Here is an 18649-nt window from a genome sequence, read left to right on the forward strand (position 1 = left end):
TTCAAGCAGAGCAGAGAGCCAGGACGCCAGTTTCTTCAGACTTGTTTCTTTTTCTCTTCTTCTGTCATCCGGTAGACGCGAACGGCTTTATCAGAGTGTGCCACGATCAGATGCCGGGCATCGCTCAAGAGGTCCAGCCCCCGGGCAGCCGTTGGCAGTTTCATCGTATGAAAAAACTCACTCTCCTCCAGCTTCCGAAACCATAGCTCTCCTTTACCACTCCGGTTGGCACCGGCGCCGATCAGAAACCCATCGGGATGGTACCGCACGCCCCAGGCAATTCCCTGAAACGTTTTATCCGGCTTGAGCCTTGTTTTCTCTTGACCGGATTTCCAGTCAAACAACATGATAATGGGATCCTGGACACCCGCGAAAGAATTCACTACGTTGGTTATCCCGGCTGTTGCCAGTTCACTTCCATCAGGACTGAACTGCAGATCTCTCGCACCTCCCATGTCGGCGGCAAACTTTTTGTCGTAACCGGTCATCACACTCGCATCGATATTGCGTGTCTGTTTCCCGGTCTCCAGGTCCCAGATATAGATTACCCCCATCAGATCCTGGGACACCAGTTGTTTTCCCTGTGGATGAAAATCAACCGCATACACGTGTCGTTCATGACCGGAGAAGCTCTGCAGCAGCTTTCCGGATTTCAGATCCCAGACTTTGACCAGCAGATCATTTCCACAAGTCGCCAGTTTAGTCTGATCGGGAGAAACACGAACCCAGCGTGCCGACCCTTTGTGGGCCGGAATTGTCATTTTGGCTTTCGGTTCAGCTTCACGTAGATCCCAGACTTTAATATCTCCGCCCCAGCAGGCTGAATACAGCGTATTACCGTCCGCAGAGAAATCAAATGACCTGCCCCAGCTTGTATGACCGGTCAAGGTTCGCTTGGCTTTTGTTTTATAATCCCACACATGGACATCCAGGTCTTCCGCACCAGCGACAATAAAGCGGCTGGTGGGATCGACTCTGCAGGAAGTCAGCGGTACCGTATGCTTGAGTTCGGCCACCATGTGTGTTTTCACAGGATCGAGGGCTTCATAGTCGACGGCTGGTTTCTGTGCTTCTACTGGCCCATCCAGAACCGGCTTACTGGCTGCGACAGCTTTACTGCTGTTGACACTCATGCTAACAACTCCTTGATGGGCGACGCGGCGGGATCCCCAATGGGTACCGAGCGACCTGCGATCTCGTGATCTCTCGTCGAATCTATCCCCAAAGCCTGCAGGTAGGTATGGAACAGATGCCCTGCATCGACTTCACGCTCTGCGACCGCCGTCCCTTTGTCATTGGTCTTTCCGATGATGGCACCGGGCTGAATTCCACAACCGCCCAATGCAATCGACCAGGCCGTCCCCCAGTGATCGCGTCCATAACGCACATTGATTTTGGGGGTGCGTCCAAATTCCGAATAGACCATGACCAGCGTACTTTCCAGCATGCCCCGCTCATGAAGATCGTCCAGCAGCATCGAGAATGTCTTGTCGAACTCGCCCAGCTGTTCTAAATGAAAATTGAAATTTTCAGCATGCGAATCATAACCGTGATGAGTGACTTTCACACACGTCGCATTATTCTCCAGCAGTGTTCGTGCCAATAGACAGTTTCTACCGAAATCATGCTTACCATAACGCTCCAGATCGATGTCTGCCGGCGCTTTCTCAAAGAAGGTTTTACGCGACATTAACTTTTCCGCCTGCTGAAATGAGGCATCGAATGTTTCTGTCATCGCCTTACCACGGCCGGCTTGAAACTGCTGGTTGAACTGCTGACGCAGTTCCATTCGTCGTGTCGCCGCAGATTGCGCCAGTCCTTTTGGTAATGACAGATTTTTTGGTGGAGTGACGCCCTGAAATTTCAATTGAGCATGTCGGGCACCCAGAAACGCTGAGGTACTGTCAGATAAACCCCGCGTCGAAATATGAATGTATCCAGGCAACTCCGCTTTCTCAGGTGCCAGATATTTCGAAGCGATGGACCCCACGTAGGGATATTCGCCAGCCCGTCTCCCTTTTTCCATAAACAGGCGACCTTGCCTGTGATCGTTGGTTTTCAAATTGATGCTACGAACAATCGAAAGGTGATGCATCCGCTGCGCCGTGTAAGGCAGCAGTTCTGAAATATGCATTCCCGGAACGGAAGTCGAAATCGCACGGAAGGGGCCTCCGAATTCCGTCCCCGGTTTGGGGTCCCACGATTCCAGCTGGCTCACGCCTCCCTGCAAATAGACCTGCAAAATCCGTTTATGCTGCCCGTCGACCTGTTTTGCAACTGCCGGTGAGCCTGACAAACTGAATGCCAGTGTTCCCCCCGCAGCTCCCGCCAGAAACTGACGTCGTGCTACCTGGTGATCAAGCTGCTGACAGCCTTGATTTCGTTGCATCGTTGGTCTTTCTGTTGAGTGAGGTTGATAAGGGGTTGATAGATTAATGATTAAACCGGAATTCGTCTGAAGCCAGCGCTGCCCAGACCAGTTCAGGGATTCCCTTGTGAGCTTCCTGCTGACTCACTTTCAAAAACTCGACCACCTGTGTTATTTCTGACTCGTCAGGAAAGCGGGAAAAGACGGCCAGATACAATTCTTCGGCAATTTCCTTTTCAGATTCCAGTTTCTTCAGCCGCGCTGTCAGATTGTTTCCTCCGGGAACCAGCCAGGATTGGATTAAGGGCCCATTCAAAAGAAATAACGCCTGATTTGCGGAAGCATCAAACCGGGACGACTGCGCTCCCACAGTGCCAAACGTAACTGTAAAGGAATCGACATTTCTCCACAGTGCATCATGCAATGCTTCTTCCTGCCAGCGTGCATCTGCTGTCAACTTGGGTCCCTTTTGGGGATCATCTTTAATTTTTTTTGCTTTCAGGCCATTCAGTGTTCTTTCTGTTATTCCCGTCGCCTGCATCATCGACCAGGCCAACTGCTCCGGTGACAACGGTTTCAAGAGACCGACACGATAATCGGGTTTGTCAGTCGATTTCGCATCTGCTTTCTGGTGGCTGTTCCGCTGATAGGCTTTTGTCAGCGCCAGCTCTCGAATCAGATACTGCAAATCGTAGTCCTGCTCCTGTAACCCGGTTGTCAATAGCTTGAGGACTTCCGGATGAGTCGGTGGATTATCGGAATGCCACATATCGAGCGGTTCGACCAGGCCACGCCCCATCATTAACGCCCACAGTCGATTGACGATATTATTCTGGAACGCCTGATTTTCCGTGCTGGTAATCGCATCCGCCAGTTGCAGCCGACGACTGTAAACCGGTATCGAACGCACGTTCCTGGCCGGTTTGACTTTGTAAGGTTCTTCAGGAATCTTGGGATCAGGTATCTCAGGCAGATCCAGCACACGCGGCGCCGTCTTGCCTTCTTCTTTCGTGAAGACTGAGGTAAATGCGACTTGCCCTTCCGCTTTTTCACCGATCGACGTTTTTTTTGTTTTCGGATCTCTGAACAGATAGCTGCGACTTAAAAACGCATTCAGCCCATGGTAGTGGCGTTGCAGATAATCATTCACATTCGGATGGTCATGACATTGGGCACACTCTAAATCCCGCCCCAGGAACAGACGCCCCAGATCCCGAGTGACCTGCTCCGCTTTCAATTCCCGATCCAGTAGAAATTTGGCAGCCGGTCGGGTTTTCTCATCCGTGCCATCAACGGTCAGCATTTCCTGAACCAGATCATCCCAGTGCCGGTTTTCCAGAAACGACAGGCGCAGATAATTCCGCCAGTCCTTTGCCGGGACATGTTTATCGGGATGACGTTCCATCAGCATTGTGTCAAACACATATTGCATCCGACGGGCATATTCGGGAGATGCCAGCAGTCGATCGATTTCCTGAACACGTTTGTCAGTGGCGGAATCAGCAACGAACGCCCTCACTTTCTCTGCCGGCGGAATTGTTCCGGTCAGGTCGAGTGTAATGCGCCGTAAAAACGTCGCATCATCGGCGGAAGCGGCCGCCTGTTTTTTAAACTGCGGGTCACCGTTATTAAGAGCGGCATCAATCCGCTCATGAAGAGGCGGTTGTGCAGACACCGGTACTGCAAATACAGCGATCAGGATCGCAGAATACGTGAGCAGTTGTGGGATGGAACGTAAGCTCATAAGATCACGCGATTCAGGCAGGAAGTAACATGAGGGACCAGTGGACACCATGCATCAACTGGCATTCATATGATACCTTAGCCCTGTCGCACATTCAATATTTTTCTGCATAACCTGACATTTTTCGGGAAGTTCGATCACCACAGTGAACTCAGGGAAAATCAGTGATTTCCCGAAAAACGTCTAAACTGCCTGCTTTATCAACGCTTGCCATAGACGGGGGGTGTCCAGCCTCTGGGCAGTCGTCCCTGTGGTCGCACGCCATAGGCGTCAGCGGGAATCGGATTCTCTTTGGCTGTATGCAGTGGCAGATCATCGGGCAAATGCTTGATCTTGAAGTCTTTGTACTGAATTTTCATCTGCGGCCCAACATGAACCTGCACCGCCAGTACGCCTTCCAAAGCACGTCCTTTTTCATCCAGATCAATCAAATCTGCCGTCTTATGGTCGTCTATCCAGTGCTGATGATGATTGCCTGCTACCAGTACCCGGAACTCTTGCCATTGATCAGGTGCGAATGGCTTCACTGCGATTTTTCCCACAACCCAGGGCTGCCCTTCAGGATCGATGATGACCTTCTCACCGGTATGTGAAAGAATCCGCCGCCCTTTCTCTTCATAGAGCATGCCGTTGTAATTCGGGTTATTCGCCACCACATCACACTGATAGCCGGTCACAATATCCAGACCTAGATCGGGACGTGAAGTTCCTCGATATTGCAGGCCACTGTTTCCGCCGGCAGTCACTTTGACTTTAACTCTCAGATCAAAATTGCGAATCGTGGAATCCTTCCACGTGATGAACCGGTTCATCTTCAGGGTACCGTCAGTCTTTCCTGTCAGAGCTCCCTCTTCAACAGACCAGTATTGCGGATCACCGCTCCAGTGACGCAGACTCTTGCCATCAAATACAGAGACAAAGCCCTCGGAATCAGGTCTGGCCCCCACCGCTGCAGAGGCAGCGGGATGGGGAACCGTGGAATCAGTAAATTTCCCTTTTAAGGGATCGAGAGGCCCGCCCAGTTCGTTCACACGCGATGTCGTCCGCTCACGCATTTCTTTTAATGTGTCCTGAAACTGTGGATGCCCTGCAAGATTCACAAGTTCATCGGGATCCTGTTTCAGGTCGTGCAGAAACTCATGACCACCATGATCAAAATACCGCACGTATTTGAAGCGGTCATTCCGCAGACCTTCAAAAGCGGGAATACGATTGCGGACTGCAAAGTGTTCGTGAAATGATTCTTTTCGCCAGTTGTCAGGTGTCTTTCCCGCTACGATCGGCTGCAGGCTCTTTCCCTGGTAACGCTCAGGAACTTTTACTCCCGCCCAGTCAAGAAAAGTCGCAGGCAGATCCAGGTTTAACGCGGGGGCGCTGGCAACCTGACCACGCTGAGCTGCGGCAACGCGGGGATCGACGACAATCAATGGAACATTCAACGCCTCTTCATAATGCGACCATTTCCCGGCAAAGCCACGATTCCCCATGTAATAGCCGTTGTCTGCTGAATAGACGATAATCGTGTTCTTATCCAGGCCTGCTTCTTTCAAAGCTGCCAGGAATCGACCGATGGCTCCGTCGATGCCACTCACCATTCGGTAGTAGGCCCGCATATTGGTCTGGTATTTCTCGTCCGTATTCCACCGCCAGAAATAACGTTCCCGATTAATCGTTGTCTTGAGAAAATCAGGTTGCCCGTCAAAGATCTCTGGTGCATTCAAGCGGGGCGGCGCAATCGTCACGTCTTCATACATTCCATCTACGGCACGTGGCCAGGGAAAATGGCCAATCCCCGGGCGACGATCACTGTCTTCCGCGTGACAGGCATTAAACCACAGATTCAAAGCAAACGGTTTGCCCTTTGGTTGTGTTTTCAGAAATTCGATGCCCCGGTCTACGATCAGCTCGGTCTCATGACGCAGACTGCCATCCGGCTGTTTTTTGTAATACGGATTTCTGCTGATCGCTTCGAATTCATCAAAGTGCTTTTCTCTCTGAAACTCCTTCGGCATCTTCGCATGCCATTTTCCATAGAAACCGACACGATATCCGTTTTCCCGCAACAGATCTGTATACAGGGTTTCGACAGCATCGGGACGAGTCATCTCTGGATTAGCGGGCGTACCATAACTGCGCCCCGTTAAGCCGGTCAGAATTGTGGTGCGGCTCACCCAGCAGATCGCCTGACTGACGCAGGCATTCGAAAACCGGGTTCCCCGGACGGCCAGCTCATCAATATTAGGAGTTTTGACAACCTGATTGCCGTAACAGCCTAAAGTGCTGGTTGTCTGATCGTCGGCGAAGAAAAAGACGATATTCGGTTTATCGTCTGCATACAGAGAACCGAATGAAACAAAGAACAGTACAGTCAGATGCAGGATTAATTTCATGGCTGTAGATTCGCTGAATTGAGTTTTGAAACTTCCGGCTCTTCCGTTCATGCCGGTAATTGGATGCAAACCGCTGTTTCCTGATGCGGATGCCTGCATAACACTGTAACTGACCGGAAAGGCAAAGGCGACTCTACTCTCTGAAAATTCAGGCCTCGCCGAATCAAAGACTTGTAACCGGGGGGAACAGATCATTAGAATAGTAAGTCTACTTTATTAAACCTGCCACGACTTTCGCGCAGGTTCATGTACCGTTATTACGACATCAGTTGCTGAGACGGACATGAATCGCAAACGAAACATTCACTGTGCTCACAGATGGAAAGCCTGCCTGCAATATGACTGATCAGGGATATCGCACCTTTCTGACGACGATTCTGATAACCCTGCTGCTGATCTCTTCGCGCACTTCTGCCGCTGATAAAATAATTGATTTCCAGCGGGACATCGCCCCTATTTTGCAAAAGCACTGCCTGGGCTGTCATCAGGACCGTGTTCGCCAGGGGGGACTTGCGTTGCACTCCGCAGTGGAGATCTACAAAGGAGGCGAAAGCGGAGAGATTATTGACCCCGGTGACCCCGATTCCAGTTACCTGATGGACCTGATCACTCCACATGACGGAGCCGCAGAGATGCCCCAGGACGCTGCACCTCTGACAGAAGACGAAGTACAGGCATTTCGACTCTGGATCAAACAGGGTGCTCACTGGCCGGATCACCTGGTACTGGAGCCTCCCGTATTATGGTCTCTGAAATCTCTGCAGCGTCCGCAAGTCCCTGCCATCTCACAACCATCTTCAGAGTTCCCGATTCGCAATCCAATCGATGCGTTCGTCGCTGCCCGACATCAGTCTGCCAAAGTTCAACCCGCACCACAGGCATCGAAACGAACACTCATTCGCCGTCTCTATCTCGATCTCACCGGTTTACTGCCGACTCCAGAAGAAGTCGCTGTATTTGTTGCAGACGAAGATCCTGCCGCCTACGAAAAGCTGGTTGACACGTTGCTGGCATCTCCTCATTTTGGTGAGCGCTGGGGTCGTTTCTGGCTGGACCTGGCCCGCTATGCAGACAGTGACGGGTATCTCGGAGACAGTATCCGACCCCATGCCTGGGTCTATCGTGAGTGGGTTATCCAGGCCATCAATGAAGACATGCCCTTCGATCAGTTTTCCATCGAACAGCTGGCAGGAGATCTGCTGGAAAAACCAACAGACACCCAACTCATCGCCACCGGCTTTCATCGCAACACATTGAGCAATACGGAAGCGGGCGTCGATCTCGAATTATATCGCACGAAAGAACTCGTCGACCGCGTGAATACCACTGGCATGATCTGGCTCGGATTTACGCTGGGATGTGCCGAATGTCATGATCACAAACACGATCCGATCTCACAGAAAGAGTTCTACCAGTTTTATTCATTCTTCAATAACGCCGACGATTCCAGCGTGAAAGTCAGTCGAGACTGGGACAAAGCGGAATACCAGTCTAAACAGAAACAATGGCAGCCAGCATATGATAAAGTTTTGGATTCATTGCAAGAGTTTGAGAAGCCCAATCTCACCGCGGAACAGAAAGCAGAAATCACCACAATACTGGATAAATACAGGAAATCATCCGACCTCAAAAAGATTACCTCTCACTATCAGACAAAACAGCCAGGCTGGGACAAACTTTATTCTCAGCTGGAAAAACTTTTGAAATCCCGCCCTTCCCCGCCGTCAATCAGGGCTCCCACCTTCAAAGAACGAACGAAAGACCGCCGCGACACGTTCGTGCATGTCAGGGGGATCTACAATCAGCATGGCGAACAAGTTAACCCGGGCACACCCGCAGTCCTCCCCGAGTTCAATGCAGGGAAACCGTTAACAAACCGCCTGGATCTGGCACATTGGCTGTTTCAAGAGAATAATCCGCTCACCCCCCGCGTTGCCGTCAATCGCATCTGGCAGCATCTGTTTGGACGCGGTCTGGTCGCGACTCCCAATGACTTCGGCACCAAAGGAGAACCGCCTACACATCCGCTGCTGCTCGACTGGCTGGCAGCAGAATACAAATCACAAAACTGGAGTCGCAAAGCGATGATTCGGCTGATCGTCATGTCATCGACCTACCGTATGTCATCCGCAGCGAATGCTCGACAGATGGCACACGATGTGAACAACCAGTTACTCTGGCGGCAGAACAGTTATCGTGTCGAAGCAGAAATTGTCCGGGATATACATCTCACCGCCAGTGGATTACTGGACCGCACGATTGGCAGGCGGGGAATACGTCCTCCTCTGCCCGCCTTTGTCACCGATGTTGGTCGTAGTGTGAAATGGCCTGCCTCGGAAGGCAGCGCACGTTATCGCAGAGGCATGTATATCGTCTTTAAACGCACAGTCCCCTACCCGATGCTGATGACATTTGATGCACCGGATGCCACAGTTTCCTGCAGCCGCCGCGAACGCTCAAACACACCACTCCAGGCACTGACCCTGCTCAACGGGCCGATGTTTTTCGAAAGCGCGCAGGCACTGGGGAAACTCATGTGGGAACAGCATCAGGATAATCTGCCGGCTGCGACAGAAGAGATGTTCCTGCGCTGTTTTTCCCGCCCTCCTGCCCCCCGCGAACAGGAATACCTCAATGCAGCGTATGCTGACCTGCTCTACCTGGCGGAAAATAATCAACCGAAAACACAACCAGCAGAGCCTGCGCAACTGACCGCGATGATTCAACTGGCGCGAATTATCATGAACCTGGATGAATTTATCACGCGAGACTGACCACCATGCAATTACCGCAACACAATGATCTTATCGCATTGAACCGGCGCCGCTTTTTCGCTACCGGTGCCAGCGGACTGGGTACACTCGCCCTGGCATCGCTGATGAAACAGGATGGACTGCTGGGGGCTGAACAGCAACTGGCCCATTTTGCCCCCCGCGCGAAACGCTGCATCTACCTGTTCATGGAAGGTGGCCCGAGCCAGATGGATCTGTTTGATCCCAAACCGCGTCTGAATGAACTCGACGGTCAGCCGATGCCCGAGTCCCTGTTGAAAGACATCAAGTTCGCCTTCATCCAGAAAGAAGCAGCCCGCATCATGGGCAGTCCGCGTACATTCAAACGCTATGGTGAATGTGGGATGGAACTCTCCGATCTGCTGCCTCACCTGAGTACCTGTGTTGACGATATCGCCTTGATCCGCTCCATGCATTGTGAACAGTTCAATCATCTGCCCGGTCAACTGATGATGCTCTCCGGCTCGGATCTGCAGGGCCGTCCGACGCTCGGCTCCTGGCTGAACTACGGTCTGGGAAGTGAATCTGAAAATCTCCCGGGCTACGTGGTACTGGCGACTTTGGGACGAGGCTTACCGGGAGGCGCCTCCAGCTGGTCGAGTGGTTTTCTACCTTCGCAATATGCAGGCACGCTGTTTCGCAACCAGGGCAGCCCGGTCCTTAATCTGGCGAACCCACCCGAAATTTCAGCATCAGCCCAGATGCGCAGTCTGCAGACGATTAACGAATTAAACGGCCTGCGTTACGAACAGATTGGGAACCCGGAAATCTCCAGCCGCATCAAAGCGTATGAGCTTGCCTTTCGCATGCAGCAGACAGCGCCTGAACTCCTCGATCTTTCAGGCGAAACCAAAAACACATTAGAAGAGTACGGCGTCACACGCGAAGAAGCTTCCAAAAGCAGTACTTCCGGCTTTATGGGTTCCTATGCCCGCAACTGCCTGCTGGCACGGCGCATGGTGGAACGGGGCGTACGGTTTGTCTCCCTGTTCCTCTCGACCTGGGATCATCATAGTTCCCTCAACAGTGGACTGGAACGGTACACAAAGATTTCAGATCAGCCAATTGCCGCATTGCTGAAAGATCTGAAGCAGCGGGGGCTGCTTGATGAAACACTGGTCGTCTGGGGCGGTGAATTCGGGAGAACACCGCTGGGAGAGAATCGAGTCAATTTCAAGAAAGTCACCGGTCGCGATCACCATCCCTACTCCTTCAGCATGTGGCTGGCAGGCGGTGGCATCAAGGGGGGACAGGTAATCGGTGAAACGGATGAAATTGGCTGGGGGGTCACGAAAGATCCCGTGCATGTCCACGATTTACATGCCACAATCCTCAAACTGTTCGGTCTGGACCACGAAAAACTGACCTACCGCTTCCAGGGTCGCGACTTCCGACTCACCGATGTTTCAGGGAACATCGTGGAACAACTCCTGGCATAGTGTCAGACAGCAGGGACCGCCTTCATGCGAGAATTCTTCCTATTCTGTATTCTATTATTCAGTGGTGCTACCAACTTGCAGGCACAGACTGAATACCGCGTCCTGCCGCGTGATTTCAACTCTGATAAAACACAACAGATGATGCGGTCTTATCTGCGTCAACAGGTCCATGCTGCCATGGATAAACGACGCAGTGAACTCGAAGCAGCGTTGAAATCAGACAAAGGGATTTTCGAATATCAGCAGAAGCGACGCACAGCATTAGTGGATTCATTGGGAACACTCCCCGAACGCACACCGCTCCACGCACAAACGCTGGGAACCATCCAGCAGCCCGGATTCACCATTGAAAAGATTCTCTATGAGAGTCAGCCCGGCTTTCATGTGACTGCCAACCTTTATCGCCCCGCAGGAGCCGGTCCGTTCCCCGCGATTCTGCATCCGGTGGGCCACAGCGAAAACGGTAAAGCCTACGAATCGTATCAGCGAGCCAATCGTCTGCTGGTCCAACATGGTTTTATCGTACTCTGCTTTGATCCCATCGGTCAGGGAGAACGCAAACAGATCCTCGATGCAACAGGAACGCCGCATCATCGGGGAAGTCATGAGCATCAGGAGTTGGGCGTGGCCCCGATCCTGCTGGGACGCAGCCTGGGAACCTATATGCTGTGGGACGGTGTCCGCGGCATCGATTATCTCTGCAGTCGTCCCGACGTGGTTCAATCGCGAATCGGCTGTACCGGGAACTCAGGTGGCGGCAACCTGACCAGTTACCTGATGGCGTTTGACGATCGCATCGTGGCGGCAGCCCCCGGCTGTTTCATGACGACACATCGCTTCAAAAACGAAAGTCCCGGTCCCGGCGACGCAGAACAGAACCTGTATGGGCAAATCGGAGCTGGCTTCGATCATCCCGATTACATTCTGACGCGTGCTCCCAGTCCAACGCTGATCCTCGCTGCGACCAGAGATTTCGTCCCCATCGAGGGCACTTGGGATGCGTACCGTCAAGCCAAACGCGTTTATACACAGCTCGGTTTTCCCGAACGCGTTAATCTGATCGAAGCCAATGACAAGCATGGATTCGGCCAGCGCCTGCGTGAAGGTGCCGTCCGCTTCTTTGCCCGCTGGCTTCAGGGACGACAACTGGAAGTTTTCGAAACGGAGGACACTCCCGTGCTGACCGATCAGGAACTGCAGGTCACTCCCCAGGGGCAGGTGCTCAGTCTGAAGAACGAACGCAGTCTGTTTGACCTATTCACCAACTACGAACAACAGCTGGCTGAGAATCGCCCCCCTCTCACACGCAAGATCATACGCCAGGTCACAGGAATTCGTAACCTCAAAGATCTTCCAGACCCCGGTATCAGACTTCTGGATAGCAAAGAATCGTCGATCTCTCCCCAGCGTCTCATCATCATTCCGGAACCTGGTATTTCACTTCCTGCCCTCTATTGGCCTGACGGAAAAGCGACGCCTGTTCTGATGGCTCCCTCCGCTGGAATGAATTCCAGCCTCAAAACAGCGCAACAACTTAATGCCCAGGGGCATCCCGTACTGGTTGTCGAAGTACGCGATACGGGAGAAACGAAAACCAGAACCTGGCGTTTTCCTGGTGCAGATTATTACATTGCCCACATGCTGGGACGTTGCTGGCTGGCTATGCAGGCGGAAGATTTACTGATTTCCGCACGCTGGCTTCAGTCACAAAACAAAGACAAATCAGTGGAACTCCAGACGGAGGGAGAGCTCGGCCCCGCTGCGCTGCATGCTGCGACACTCGAACCGGCGCTGATCTCTGAACTGAAATTGAAAGAAACTCTGAATTCGTGGCACGAGCTGATGACATCGCGTAACGCATTTCATCACCTGCACATGGCCGTTCAGAATGGACTGTCTTATTATGATTTAACTGACCTTGATACTTTAAGATCCAAGAAATAATTTTCTCCGAGGATACATCCATGAATTTCATCGACGTTGCCCGCTGCTTTGTAACCGGCATTGCATTGTTTATACCAGCCTGTTTGTTTGCGGCTGAGAGTAAACCGAACATACTGCTCATTCTGGCGGATGATGTAGGCAGCGATGCCATCGGCTGTTACGGAGGCCGCAGTTACCCCACGCCACACATTGACGCCCTTGCAAAGGGAGGTATGAAATTCAATCACGCTTACGCCATGCCGGTCTGCCACCCGACGCGCGTCTGTCTGATGACCGGTCGTTATCCGTTCCGCTTTGGAAAAGCCGGATCAAAATGGGGAGATTTTCCCCGTGACGCCGAAGGGATTACCATCGGCAACCGCATGCAACAGGCCGGATATGCCACTGCTGTCACCGGTAAATGGCAACTCTGCATGATGAAAAACGACAAACAGCACCCCAGCCGCGTGGGGTTTGATGAATGGTGTCTGTTCGGGTGGCACGAAGGGGGCCGCTATCATCATCCCCTGATTTATCAGAACGGATCACTGCGAGACGACGCATCCAGTCTGTACGGACCTGAAGTTTATGCTGACTTCCTGATCGATTTCATGAAACGCAGCCATAACGCCGGCAAACCATTTTTTGCCTATTACCCGATGGCGCTTTGCCACGACGTAACAGACGACCTGAAGGACGAACACGTCGCCTACTACAAATATGGCCGCTGGATGACCTACGGTGAGATGATTGCTTCCATGGATGATATGGTCGGCAAAGTCGTCGCCTCCCTGAATGAGATGGGCGTGCGCGACAACACCCTGATCATTTTCACCACCGATAATGGCACTCCTGCTGCCAGTTATCTGACTGTGAATGAGAATGGAAAAATGGTGCGTCCCAAAGTCGTCTCGGTACAAAACGGGAAAATCGTCCCTGGTGGAAAAGGGAAACTTGACGACACCGGTACACGCGTGCCTCTCATCGCCAACTGGCCCGGTCACATCAAAGCCGGAACCGAGGTAGACGATATGGTTGACATGAGCGATTACCTGCCCACGGTCGCAGAAATCGCGGGGTTAAAAGAAGCGGACGTCCCCCGCGATGGTATCAGTTTCGCTCCTGTCCTGTTCGGTCAACCTGATCACAGAAAAACGCGGGAATGGATTTACATTGAGCTCCGTAATAAAAGCTGCGTGCGTTCCCCGGACTGGAAGTTATACCGAGACGGGAGGTTTTACAACCTGCAGCAGGATCCCGGAGAAAAATCGTCCCTGAAAGCAGACCTGCTGACCGGAGAAGCAAAGCAGAACCATGCGGAACTAACAAAAGTTCTCCGTGAACTGCAGGGCCCCCTCACACAACCTTAAATCGCCTGTAGACCAGTTGACAGGTATTTCAGAGCGTTGAAGATTCAGCGTTTGTCTTCAGGAATCTGAAACGAAGTTGTGTTAGAGCACGCCAGACTTAACCATAGCGTCTCCCGAACTATTAGACACAATCCAAATAGTTTTTGAGACGCTATAGTAAAGCCGGAGATCGTAAGATTACTGATCGTTTCCGCCAGATTAATTTTCGACTTTAAAGATATGACGGCCATTGCCATAGACGGGATTCGTCGCTGATACCTGAATTACTTTGAGTCACTGAGATTCTGGTTCGCCAGCGTCTTTTGATACAATGATATGAGCGACGGTTCCTTTACCAATTTCCGACTCCAGACGAAATTTCCCTTTGATCAGCGAAAGACGAAACTCGATATTGCTTAACCCCATCCCCCCTGCATCCGACTGATGTGTTTCCAGGTGTTGTGGATCAAAACCAACTCCCTCATCGGTAACCGTGATTTCCACATCCTGGTCTGAAACAGGATGCATACAGACATGGGCATGTGTGGCCTGAGAATGTTTAACAACATTAAACAGCACCTCACGAATACATTCGTAGAGTACGATTTTTGTCAGTTCTGCCTGCGGACTGACAGCATGATCCAGTTCCAGTGTCACTGTCAGATTGTATCGTTCCAGCATATTATGCGCTAACCATTCGAGCGCCAACGCCAGACCTTCCTCATGCAGAACCACCGGATTCAACTCTGCGGTCAGTGAACGCGTGACTTCAAGACTCTGGTTTAACAGTTCATCTGCCCGCGCCAGTGTCAGATTTTCTGATTCAGAGTGCGCTTCCTTCCTGGCAATTCCCAGGTGGATGCGTACCCCGATCAATAACTGCTGGAGATGATCGTGCAGTATATTGGCCAGTTGGCGACGCTCCCGCTGTGCAGCGACAGCAACTGCCCGCGTCAGTTCGGCCTGCTTCTGTTCAGCCTGCTTTCGCTCGCTGATATCGACAATAATACCGGCGAAGATTTCAAACTGAGGCAGATCGGTGACAGACAGTTCAATCGGAATCAAAGTGCCATTGCGATGGCAGGCTTGCAGTTCACGCCGTGCTCCGACGATATTTGAAATCCCCGTTTCCAGATACTGGGCAATATAATGATCGTGATTTTCCCGAATCGGCTGAGGCGTAAGCATGCTGACATTCTGACCGATCGCTTCACTCGCGGTATAACCAAACATCTTTTCTGCGGCAGGGTTAAAGGAATGGATCATCCCCCGGCGGTTGATCGTAATCACCGCTTCGATGGCCGCCTCGACTATCGCGTTTAACTGGGCCTGCGTTTGGCGTAACTTGCTGGATACAACCTGCTCTGCTCGAATCCGCTGAAGCGATTTTCGGAGAAGTTCGTTATCAACCGGTTTGATAAAATAATCCGCAATTTCGTTTCGGAAGGCGAGGATCATATTTTGAACTTCTGTTCGAGAAGTAATTATGATTAACTCGGCATCCTTCGCCAGATGCTGTATCCGGGGAAGTAATTCATCCGTTCTACCATCAGGTAATTCATGCTCAAGAATGATCAGGAAGTAATCTGACCAGTTATCGCGGTCCATCAGTTGCGCGACGGTCTCCACGGTATCGACCTGGAAACCTTCTAGCGAGAGAATCTGCATGATCTGTAATCGGGATTCCGGATCAGGTTCGACCAGCAGTACTGGAAATCTTTTTCTGTCTGACATAGTCCTGTCCCTCAGAGCAAATACGGTGAAACCGCCAGGTCAGCCACTGAAAAGCTACTCATTTTCCGTAACGCTGTAAATAAGAATGATCGAATGGACACACGGAACCCTTCTGGGGATTTCCCCTATGAAACTACAGCTGATTTTCCGATTACTGTTATGCTTCTGGTCGTATAAGCTGATTTCTACTGACATCCTGCATCAAACCGGAAGGATCGCGAGCATTTTATCCAAGTAATCAGAACATCCCACTGCGATTACTGGAGTCATTATCGCACGTTACTTTGCTATTCATACAGCCGAAACAGGAACTTAATAAAAGTTGTGACAATAAGGCTGTTAAAGCAATCTCGCCTGAATATACCACACAACATCAGGATAGTCTGTTTTCTTTGTCAGATTCAACAGGACAAATTTAGGAGAACGCTGTGAAACTGCAGAACAAAGCAAGAATTGATTTCAACCCCAGTCCGGATCGGCAGCTCAGATCACGGATCAGAAGAGCATTGCATGCCCAGGGATATGCAGTTTTGAACGCGATTCGAATTGAAGTCCACCAGGGAGAAGTATATCTGGAGGGAACTGTTACTTCTTATTTCATGAAGCAGATGGCGCAAGTTCTGATTCTGACATTCGACGAAGTCAGAAAAGTTCATAATTTATTAAGAGTGGACGCACCGGAGCCGCAGTCTGAAGTAAAATTGTTCCCAGATCAGGACCATTCATTGGAAAACATTTCTCGGAAAGTATCACAGACTGATCAATGTGAACGACCAGAAAATGTCGATGTCTCTTCTGAGATAATTTAAGACCGGGGATTGTCTTTTACAGACTCGAAGGTGTCTGGTTGCGAATAATATTCCAATATCGACGGACCAAATTCAATCGGGAGTTTTGCAGCCCGCCAGTCAATCTTTCCCGGCTCATAATCGAAGACACTCTGATACCCCAGTTCCAGAAGACACTGAGTTGCCAGTTCCGACTGGCGGCATTCAAAGTTCAGACTATAAACCACAATTGTCTGACTCCGTTCAGGAACCAGAATCAGGGCGCGCTCATTAAAGCAATCACTCAAAGGTACATTGATGGCACCTGGCAGATGATATTCCAGAAAAGAAACCGCGGGCAAAACTTCGACCAGCGTCAGGCCCGAGCACGTCTCTAGAAGCTCCCGTAATTCATTTCTACTGATAGTCACCATCGATATCAGATCCTGTCAACAATAGTCATATGCTTCAAGAGACTCCCAGATGAAGTATTGAATGTAACAACCTGCAGCAGATGATATCTATCGGGTAATATTCGAATGACCTTATCGGGGAATACCCTACTGAAACTGTTCTGTCTCGGAGTGAGGCACTTTTCAACATTCAGTTCAGCAAATCATTTATTTCTTCTCCAGGACCCATTGAATTGCATGTCGGGTCAATGCAGTCGCATTTTCCAGATTCAGCTTGTGTTTGATATTTTCCCGGTAAGTTTCCACAGTTTTAGAACTTAAATTCAATTTCTGAGCAATTGAACGGGTCGTTTCACCTTCACCAATCTGTTCAAACACTTCCAGCTCTCGGTCGGACAGACTTTCGATCGGAGACTGGTCTGAATAATTATCTGAGCCGATTGAGCGACAGATCATGCGTTCCGTCACCGCGGCACTCAGATATACTTTTCCTTTTAAGACCTGGTAAATCGCTTTAATCAACTGCTCTGGGGCCTGTTGCTTGTTTACATATCCCAAAGCTCCGGCACGGAGAGAACGTTCTGCGAATAATGTTTCATCATGCATGGATACGGTCAGCATTTTGATCTGGCTGAACTGTGCTTTGACATCTTTGATCAATTCCAGACCGCTACCATCTTTCAGGGAAATATCGACGATGATCAGGTCCGGAGGATTCTCCATGATTTTCCTGATCGCATCTACTTTACTGTCGGCTTCCCCGCAGACCTGTAAATCGTCCTGATGTTCTATCAGGCGTGAATAGCCTTCCCGGACAATCGGATGATCGTCAACGATCATCACCTTTGTCTTCTGCTGATTTACCTGGCTCATATGTTGATTTCTAAAATCAATTCCTGAACTGATACAGGAAGACGCGAAGTCGTTATTTCTTCCAATCCCTTGACTATCAGACATACTGCATCCCATCGTGCCTTACGACATGAATGAGTATAACTATTAGCTCGCCATTTCGGGAAGTTCAGTACCAGCCGTTATTTCAGTTCTCGAAGTAATTGTCTCAGGCAGGAAATACTGATAGTTCAGCCGCACAATCCGTTTCCATGACTGAAAACGAGCTTTAATCAGGTGGGAGAGAAGATTTCTGATATGCCTCACGAACTTGTTCAAATTCACGCTTTTCATTGGTGCGTAATTGAGCCAGGAGACTTTTAAGTTCCTCTAAGGCTTCATTCCAGTTTTTAAACGGAGGCACAGGCTGCTTGAGACGGGCGCTGAAATCATCAAGTCTGGTGAGAAATTCATTATGCTGCTCCCGAAAATCAGGCACCATGATGCAAAACCCGGGTTCCTCATCCATAAGTGGTGTAAAATACCCCTCCTGTTCTTCATCATTGAAATGCCTGGAAAGGAGGTCCCGCAATCCTTCCATCCGGATTCCCATTTCACCATACTTCGGCAAACCGTGCTCATCCAGTTCAGTCCACCATTGATTCAAATCCTTAATATGAGACAGAATCTGTTCATGCTCATCGAGCAGATATTGTAAATGCTCATGTGTGTTGATCATGGATTCCACCGGACGATCCATTTTACCTTGTTGTTTCATGTTGGTGTGCTCCTTTCTCCAGACAGTCTCCAGTTTTCCTATTACGTCTCAAAGGTAAATTGAACCGAAGTACATAGTTTGAGAGACGCTATGGTTAAATATGATGCGGTTCACTTTCGCT

At 50.6% G+C, this 18649-nt stretch carries 13 protein-coding genes; 5 read left to right on the forward strand and 8 right to left on the reverse strand.

Features of this window, described 5'->3' with window-relative positions:
* Positions 1 to 35: 35 nt before the first annotated feature.
* The 4 genes from GmarT_RS15730 to GmarT_RS15745 all read right to left on the reverse strand — a co-directional run bounded on the left by GmarT_RS15730 (position 36) and on the right by GmarT_RS15745 (position 6601).
* Positions 36 to 1133, reverse strand: a complete 1098-nt coding sequence (locus tag GmarT_RS15730; RefSeq protein ID WP_002643525.1) for a WD40 repeat domain-containing protein — start codon at positions 1131 to 1133, stop codon at positions 36 to 38.
* Positions 1130 to 2389, reverse strand: coding sequence for a DUF1501 domain-containing protein (locus tag GmarT_RS15735; RefSeq protein WP_002643524.1), 1260 nt, complete (start codon positions 2387 to 2389; stop codon positions 1130 to 1132). Before GmarT_RS15735 ends, GmarT_RS15730 begins: the two co-directional genes overlap by 4 nt.
* Before the next feature lie 43 nt (positions 2390 to 2432).
* Entirely contained in the window at positions 2433 to 4112 is a 1680-nt protein-coding gene (locus GmarT_RS15740) for a DUF1549 domain-containing protein (RefSeq protein WP_002643523.1), read from the reverse strand.
* Between the two features lie 200 nt (positions 4113 to 4312).
* Complete coding sequence (locus tag GmarT_RS15745) at positions 4313 to 6601, reverse strand: sulfatase-like hydrolase/transferase (RefSeq protein ID WP_002643522.1); 2289 nt, start codon at positions 6599 to 6601, stop codon at positions 4313 to 4315.
* Positions 6602 to 6840: 239 nt separating this feature from the next.
* Between GmarT_RS15745 and GmarT_RS15750 the strand changes: the two genes are divergently transcribed.
* Genes GmarT_RS15750 through GmarT_RS15765 form a run of 4 tightly spaced genes read left to right on the forward strand, consistent with a single transcriptional unit; the run spans position 6841 to position 14026 of the window.
* Positions 6841 to 9276, forward strand: a complete 2436-nt coding sequence (locus tag GmarT_RS15750; protein WP_002643521.1) for a PSD1 and planctomycete cytochrome C domain-containing protein — start codon at positions 6841 to 6843, stop codon at positions 9274 to 9276.
* A gap of 5 nt (positions 9277 to 9281) precedes the next feature.
* Complete coding sequence (locus GmarT_RS15755) at positions 9282 to 10733, forward strand: DUF1501 domain-containing protein (RefSeq protein WP_002643520.1); 1452 nt, start codon at positions 9282 to 9284, stop codon at positions 10731 to 10733.
* A 24-nt stretch (positions 10734 to 10757) separates the two neighbouring features.
* Positions 10758 to 12677, forward strand: coding sequence for an alpha/beta hydrolase family protein (locus GmarT_RS15760; protein WP_002643519.1), 1920 nt, complete (start codon positions 10758 to 10760; stop codon positions 12675 to 12677).
* Between the two features lie 20 nt (positions 12678 to 12697).
* Complete coding sequence (locus GmarT_RS15765) at positions 12698 to 14026, forward strand: sulfatase family protein (protein ID WP_002643518.1); 1329 nt, start codon at positions 12698 to 12700, stop codon at positions 14024 to 14026.
* Between the two features lie 273 nt (positions 14027 to 14299).
* On the opposite strand, the gene GmarT_RS15770 is transcribed toward GmarT_RS15765, so the two are convergent.
* On the reverse strand, positions 14300 to 15739 hold the full coding sequence (locus tag GmarT_RS15770) for a PAS domain S-box protein (protein WP_002643517.1): 1440 nt from the start codon (positions 15737 to 15739) through the stop codon (positions 14300 to 14302).
* Positions 15740 to 16167: 428 nt separating this feature from the next.
* On the opposite strand from GmarT_RS15770, the gene GmarT_RS30415 reads away from it, so the two are divergent.
* Positions 16168 to 16548 (forward strand): BON domain-containing protein, encoded by a 381-nt coding sequence (locus tag GmarT_RS30415; RefSeq protein WP_002643516.1) that lies wholly within the window; start codon positions 16168 to 16170, stop codon positions 16546 to 16548.
* On the opposite strand, the gene GmarT_RS15780 is transcribed toward GmarT_RS30415, so the two are convergent.
* From GmarT_RS15780 to GmarT_RS15790, 3 genes are all read right to left on the reverse strand, one after another.
* Positions 16545 to 16940, reverse strand: a complete 396-nt coding sequence (locus GmarT_RS15780) for a rhodanese-like domain-containing protein (RefSeq protein WP_002643515.1) — start codon at positions 16938 to 16940, stop codon at positions 16545 to 16547. The genes GmarT_RS30415 and GmarT_RS15780 overlap by 4 nt on opposite strands.
* A gap of 186 nt (positions 16941 to 17126) precedes the next feature.
* Positions 17127 to 17792, reverse strand: coding sequence for a response regulator (locus tag GmarT_RS15785; RefSeq protein ID WP_002643514.1), 666 nt, complete (start codon positions 17790 to 17792; stop codon positions 17127 to 17129).
* Between the two features lie 247 nt (positions 17793 to 18039).
* Positions 18040 to 18528, reverse strand: a complete 489-nt coding sequence (locus GmarT_RS15790) for a hemerythrin domain-containing protein (protein ID WP_002643513.1) — start codon at positions 18526 to 18528, stop codon at positions 18040 to 18042.
* Positions 18529 to 18649 lie beyond the last annotated feature (121 nt).

It is taken from the genome of Gimesia maris (assembly GCF_008298035.1).
Classification (GTDB): domain Bacteria; phylum Planctomycetota; class Planctomycetia; order Planctomycetales; family Planctomycetaceae; genus Gimesia; species Gimesia maris.

Coding starts and splice junctions, on each gene's coding strand:
- GmarT_RS15735 (WP_002643524.1), bottom strand. CDS start 2,389: ATGCAACGAAATCAAGGCTGTCAGCAGCTTGATCACCAGGTAGCACGA.
- GmarT_RS15750 (WP_002643521.1), top strand. CDS start 6,841: ATGACTGATCAGGGATATCGCACCTTTCTGACGACGATTCTGATAACC.
- GmarT_RS15730 (WP_002643525.1), bottom strand. CDS start 1,133: ATGAGTGTCAACAGCAGTAAAGCTGTCGCAGCCAGTAAGCCGGTTCTG.
- GmarT_RS15740 (WP_002643523.1), bottom strand. CDS start 4,112: ATGAGCTTACGTTCCATCCCACAACTGCTCACGTATTCTGCGATCCTG.
- GmarT_RS15770 (WP_002643517.1), bottom strand. CDS start 15,739: ATGTCAGACAGAAAAAGATTTCCAGTACTGCTGGTCGAACCTGATCCG.
- GmarT_RS15780 (WP_002643515.1), bottom strand. CDS start 16,940: ATGGTGACTATCAGTAGAAATGAATTACGGGAGCTTCTAGAGACGTGC.
- GmarT_RS15755 (WP_002643520.1), top strand. CDS start 9,282: ATGCAATTACCGCAACACAATGATCTTATCGCATTGAACCGGCGCCGC.
- GmarT_RS15745 (WP_002643522.1), bottom strand. CDS start 6,601: ATGCAGGCATCCGCATCAGGAAACAGCGGTTTGCATCCAATTACCGGC.
- GmarT_RS15790 (WP_002643513.1), bottom strand. CDS start 18,528: ATGAAACAACAAGGTAAAATGGATCGTCCGGTGGAATCCATGATCAAC.
- GmarT_RS15765 (WP_002643518.1), top strand. CDS start 12,698: ATGAATTTCATCGACGTTGCCCGCTGCTTTGTAACCGGCATTGCATTG.
- GmarT_RS15760 (WP_002643519.1), top strand. CDS start 10,758: ATGCGAGAATTCTTCCTATTCTGTATTCTATTATTCAGTGGTGCTACC.
- GmarT_RS15785 (WP_002643514.1), bottom strand. CDS start 17,792: ATGAGCCAGGTAAATCAGCAGAAGACAAAGGTGATGATCGTTGACGAT.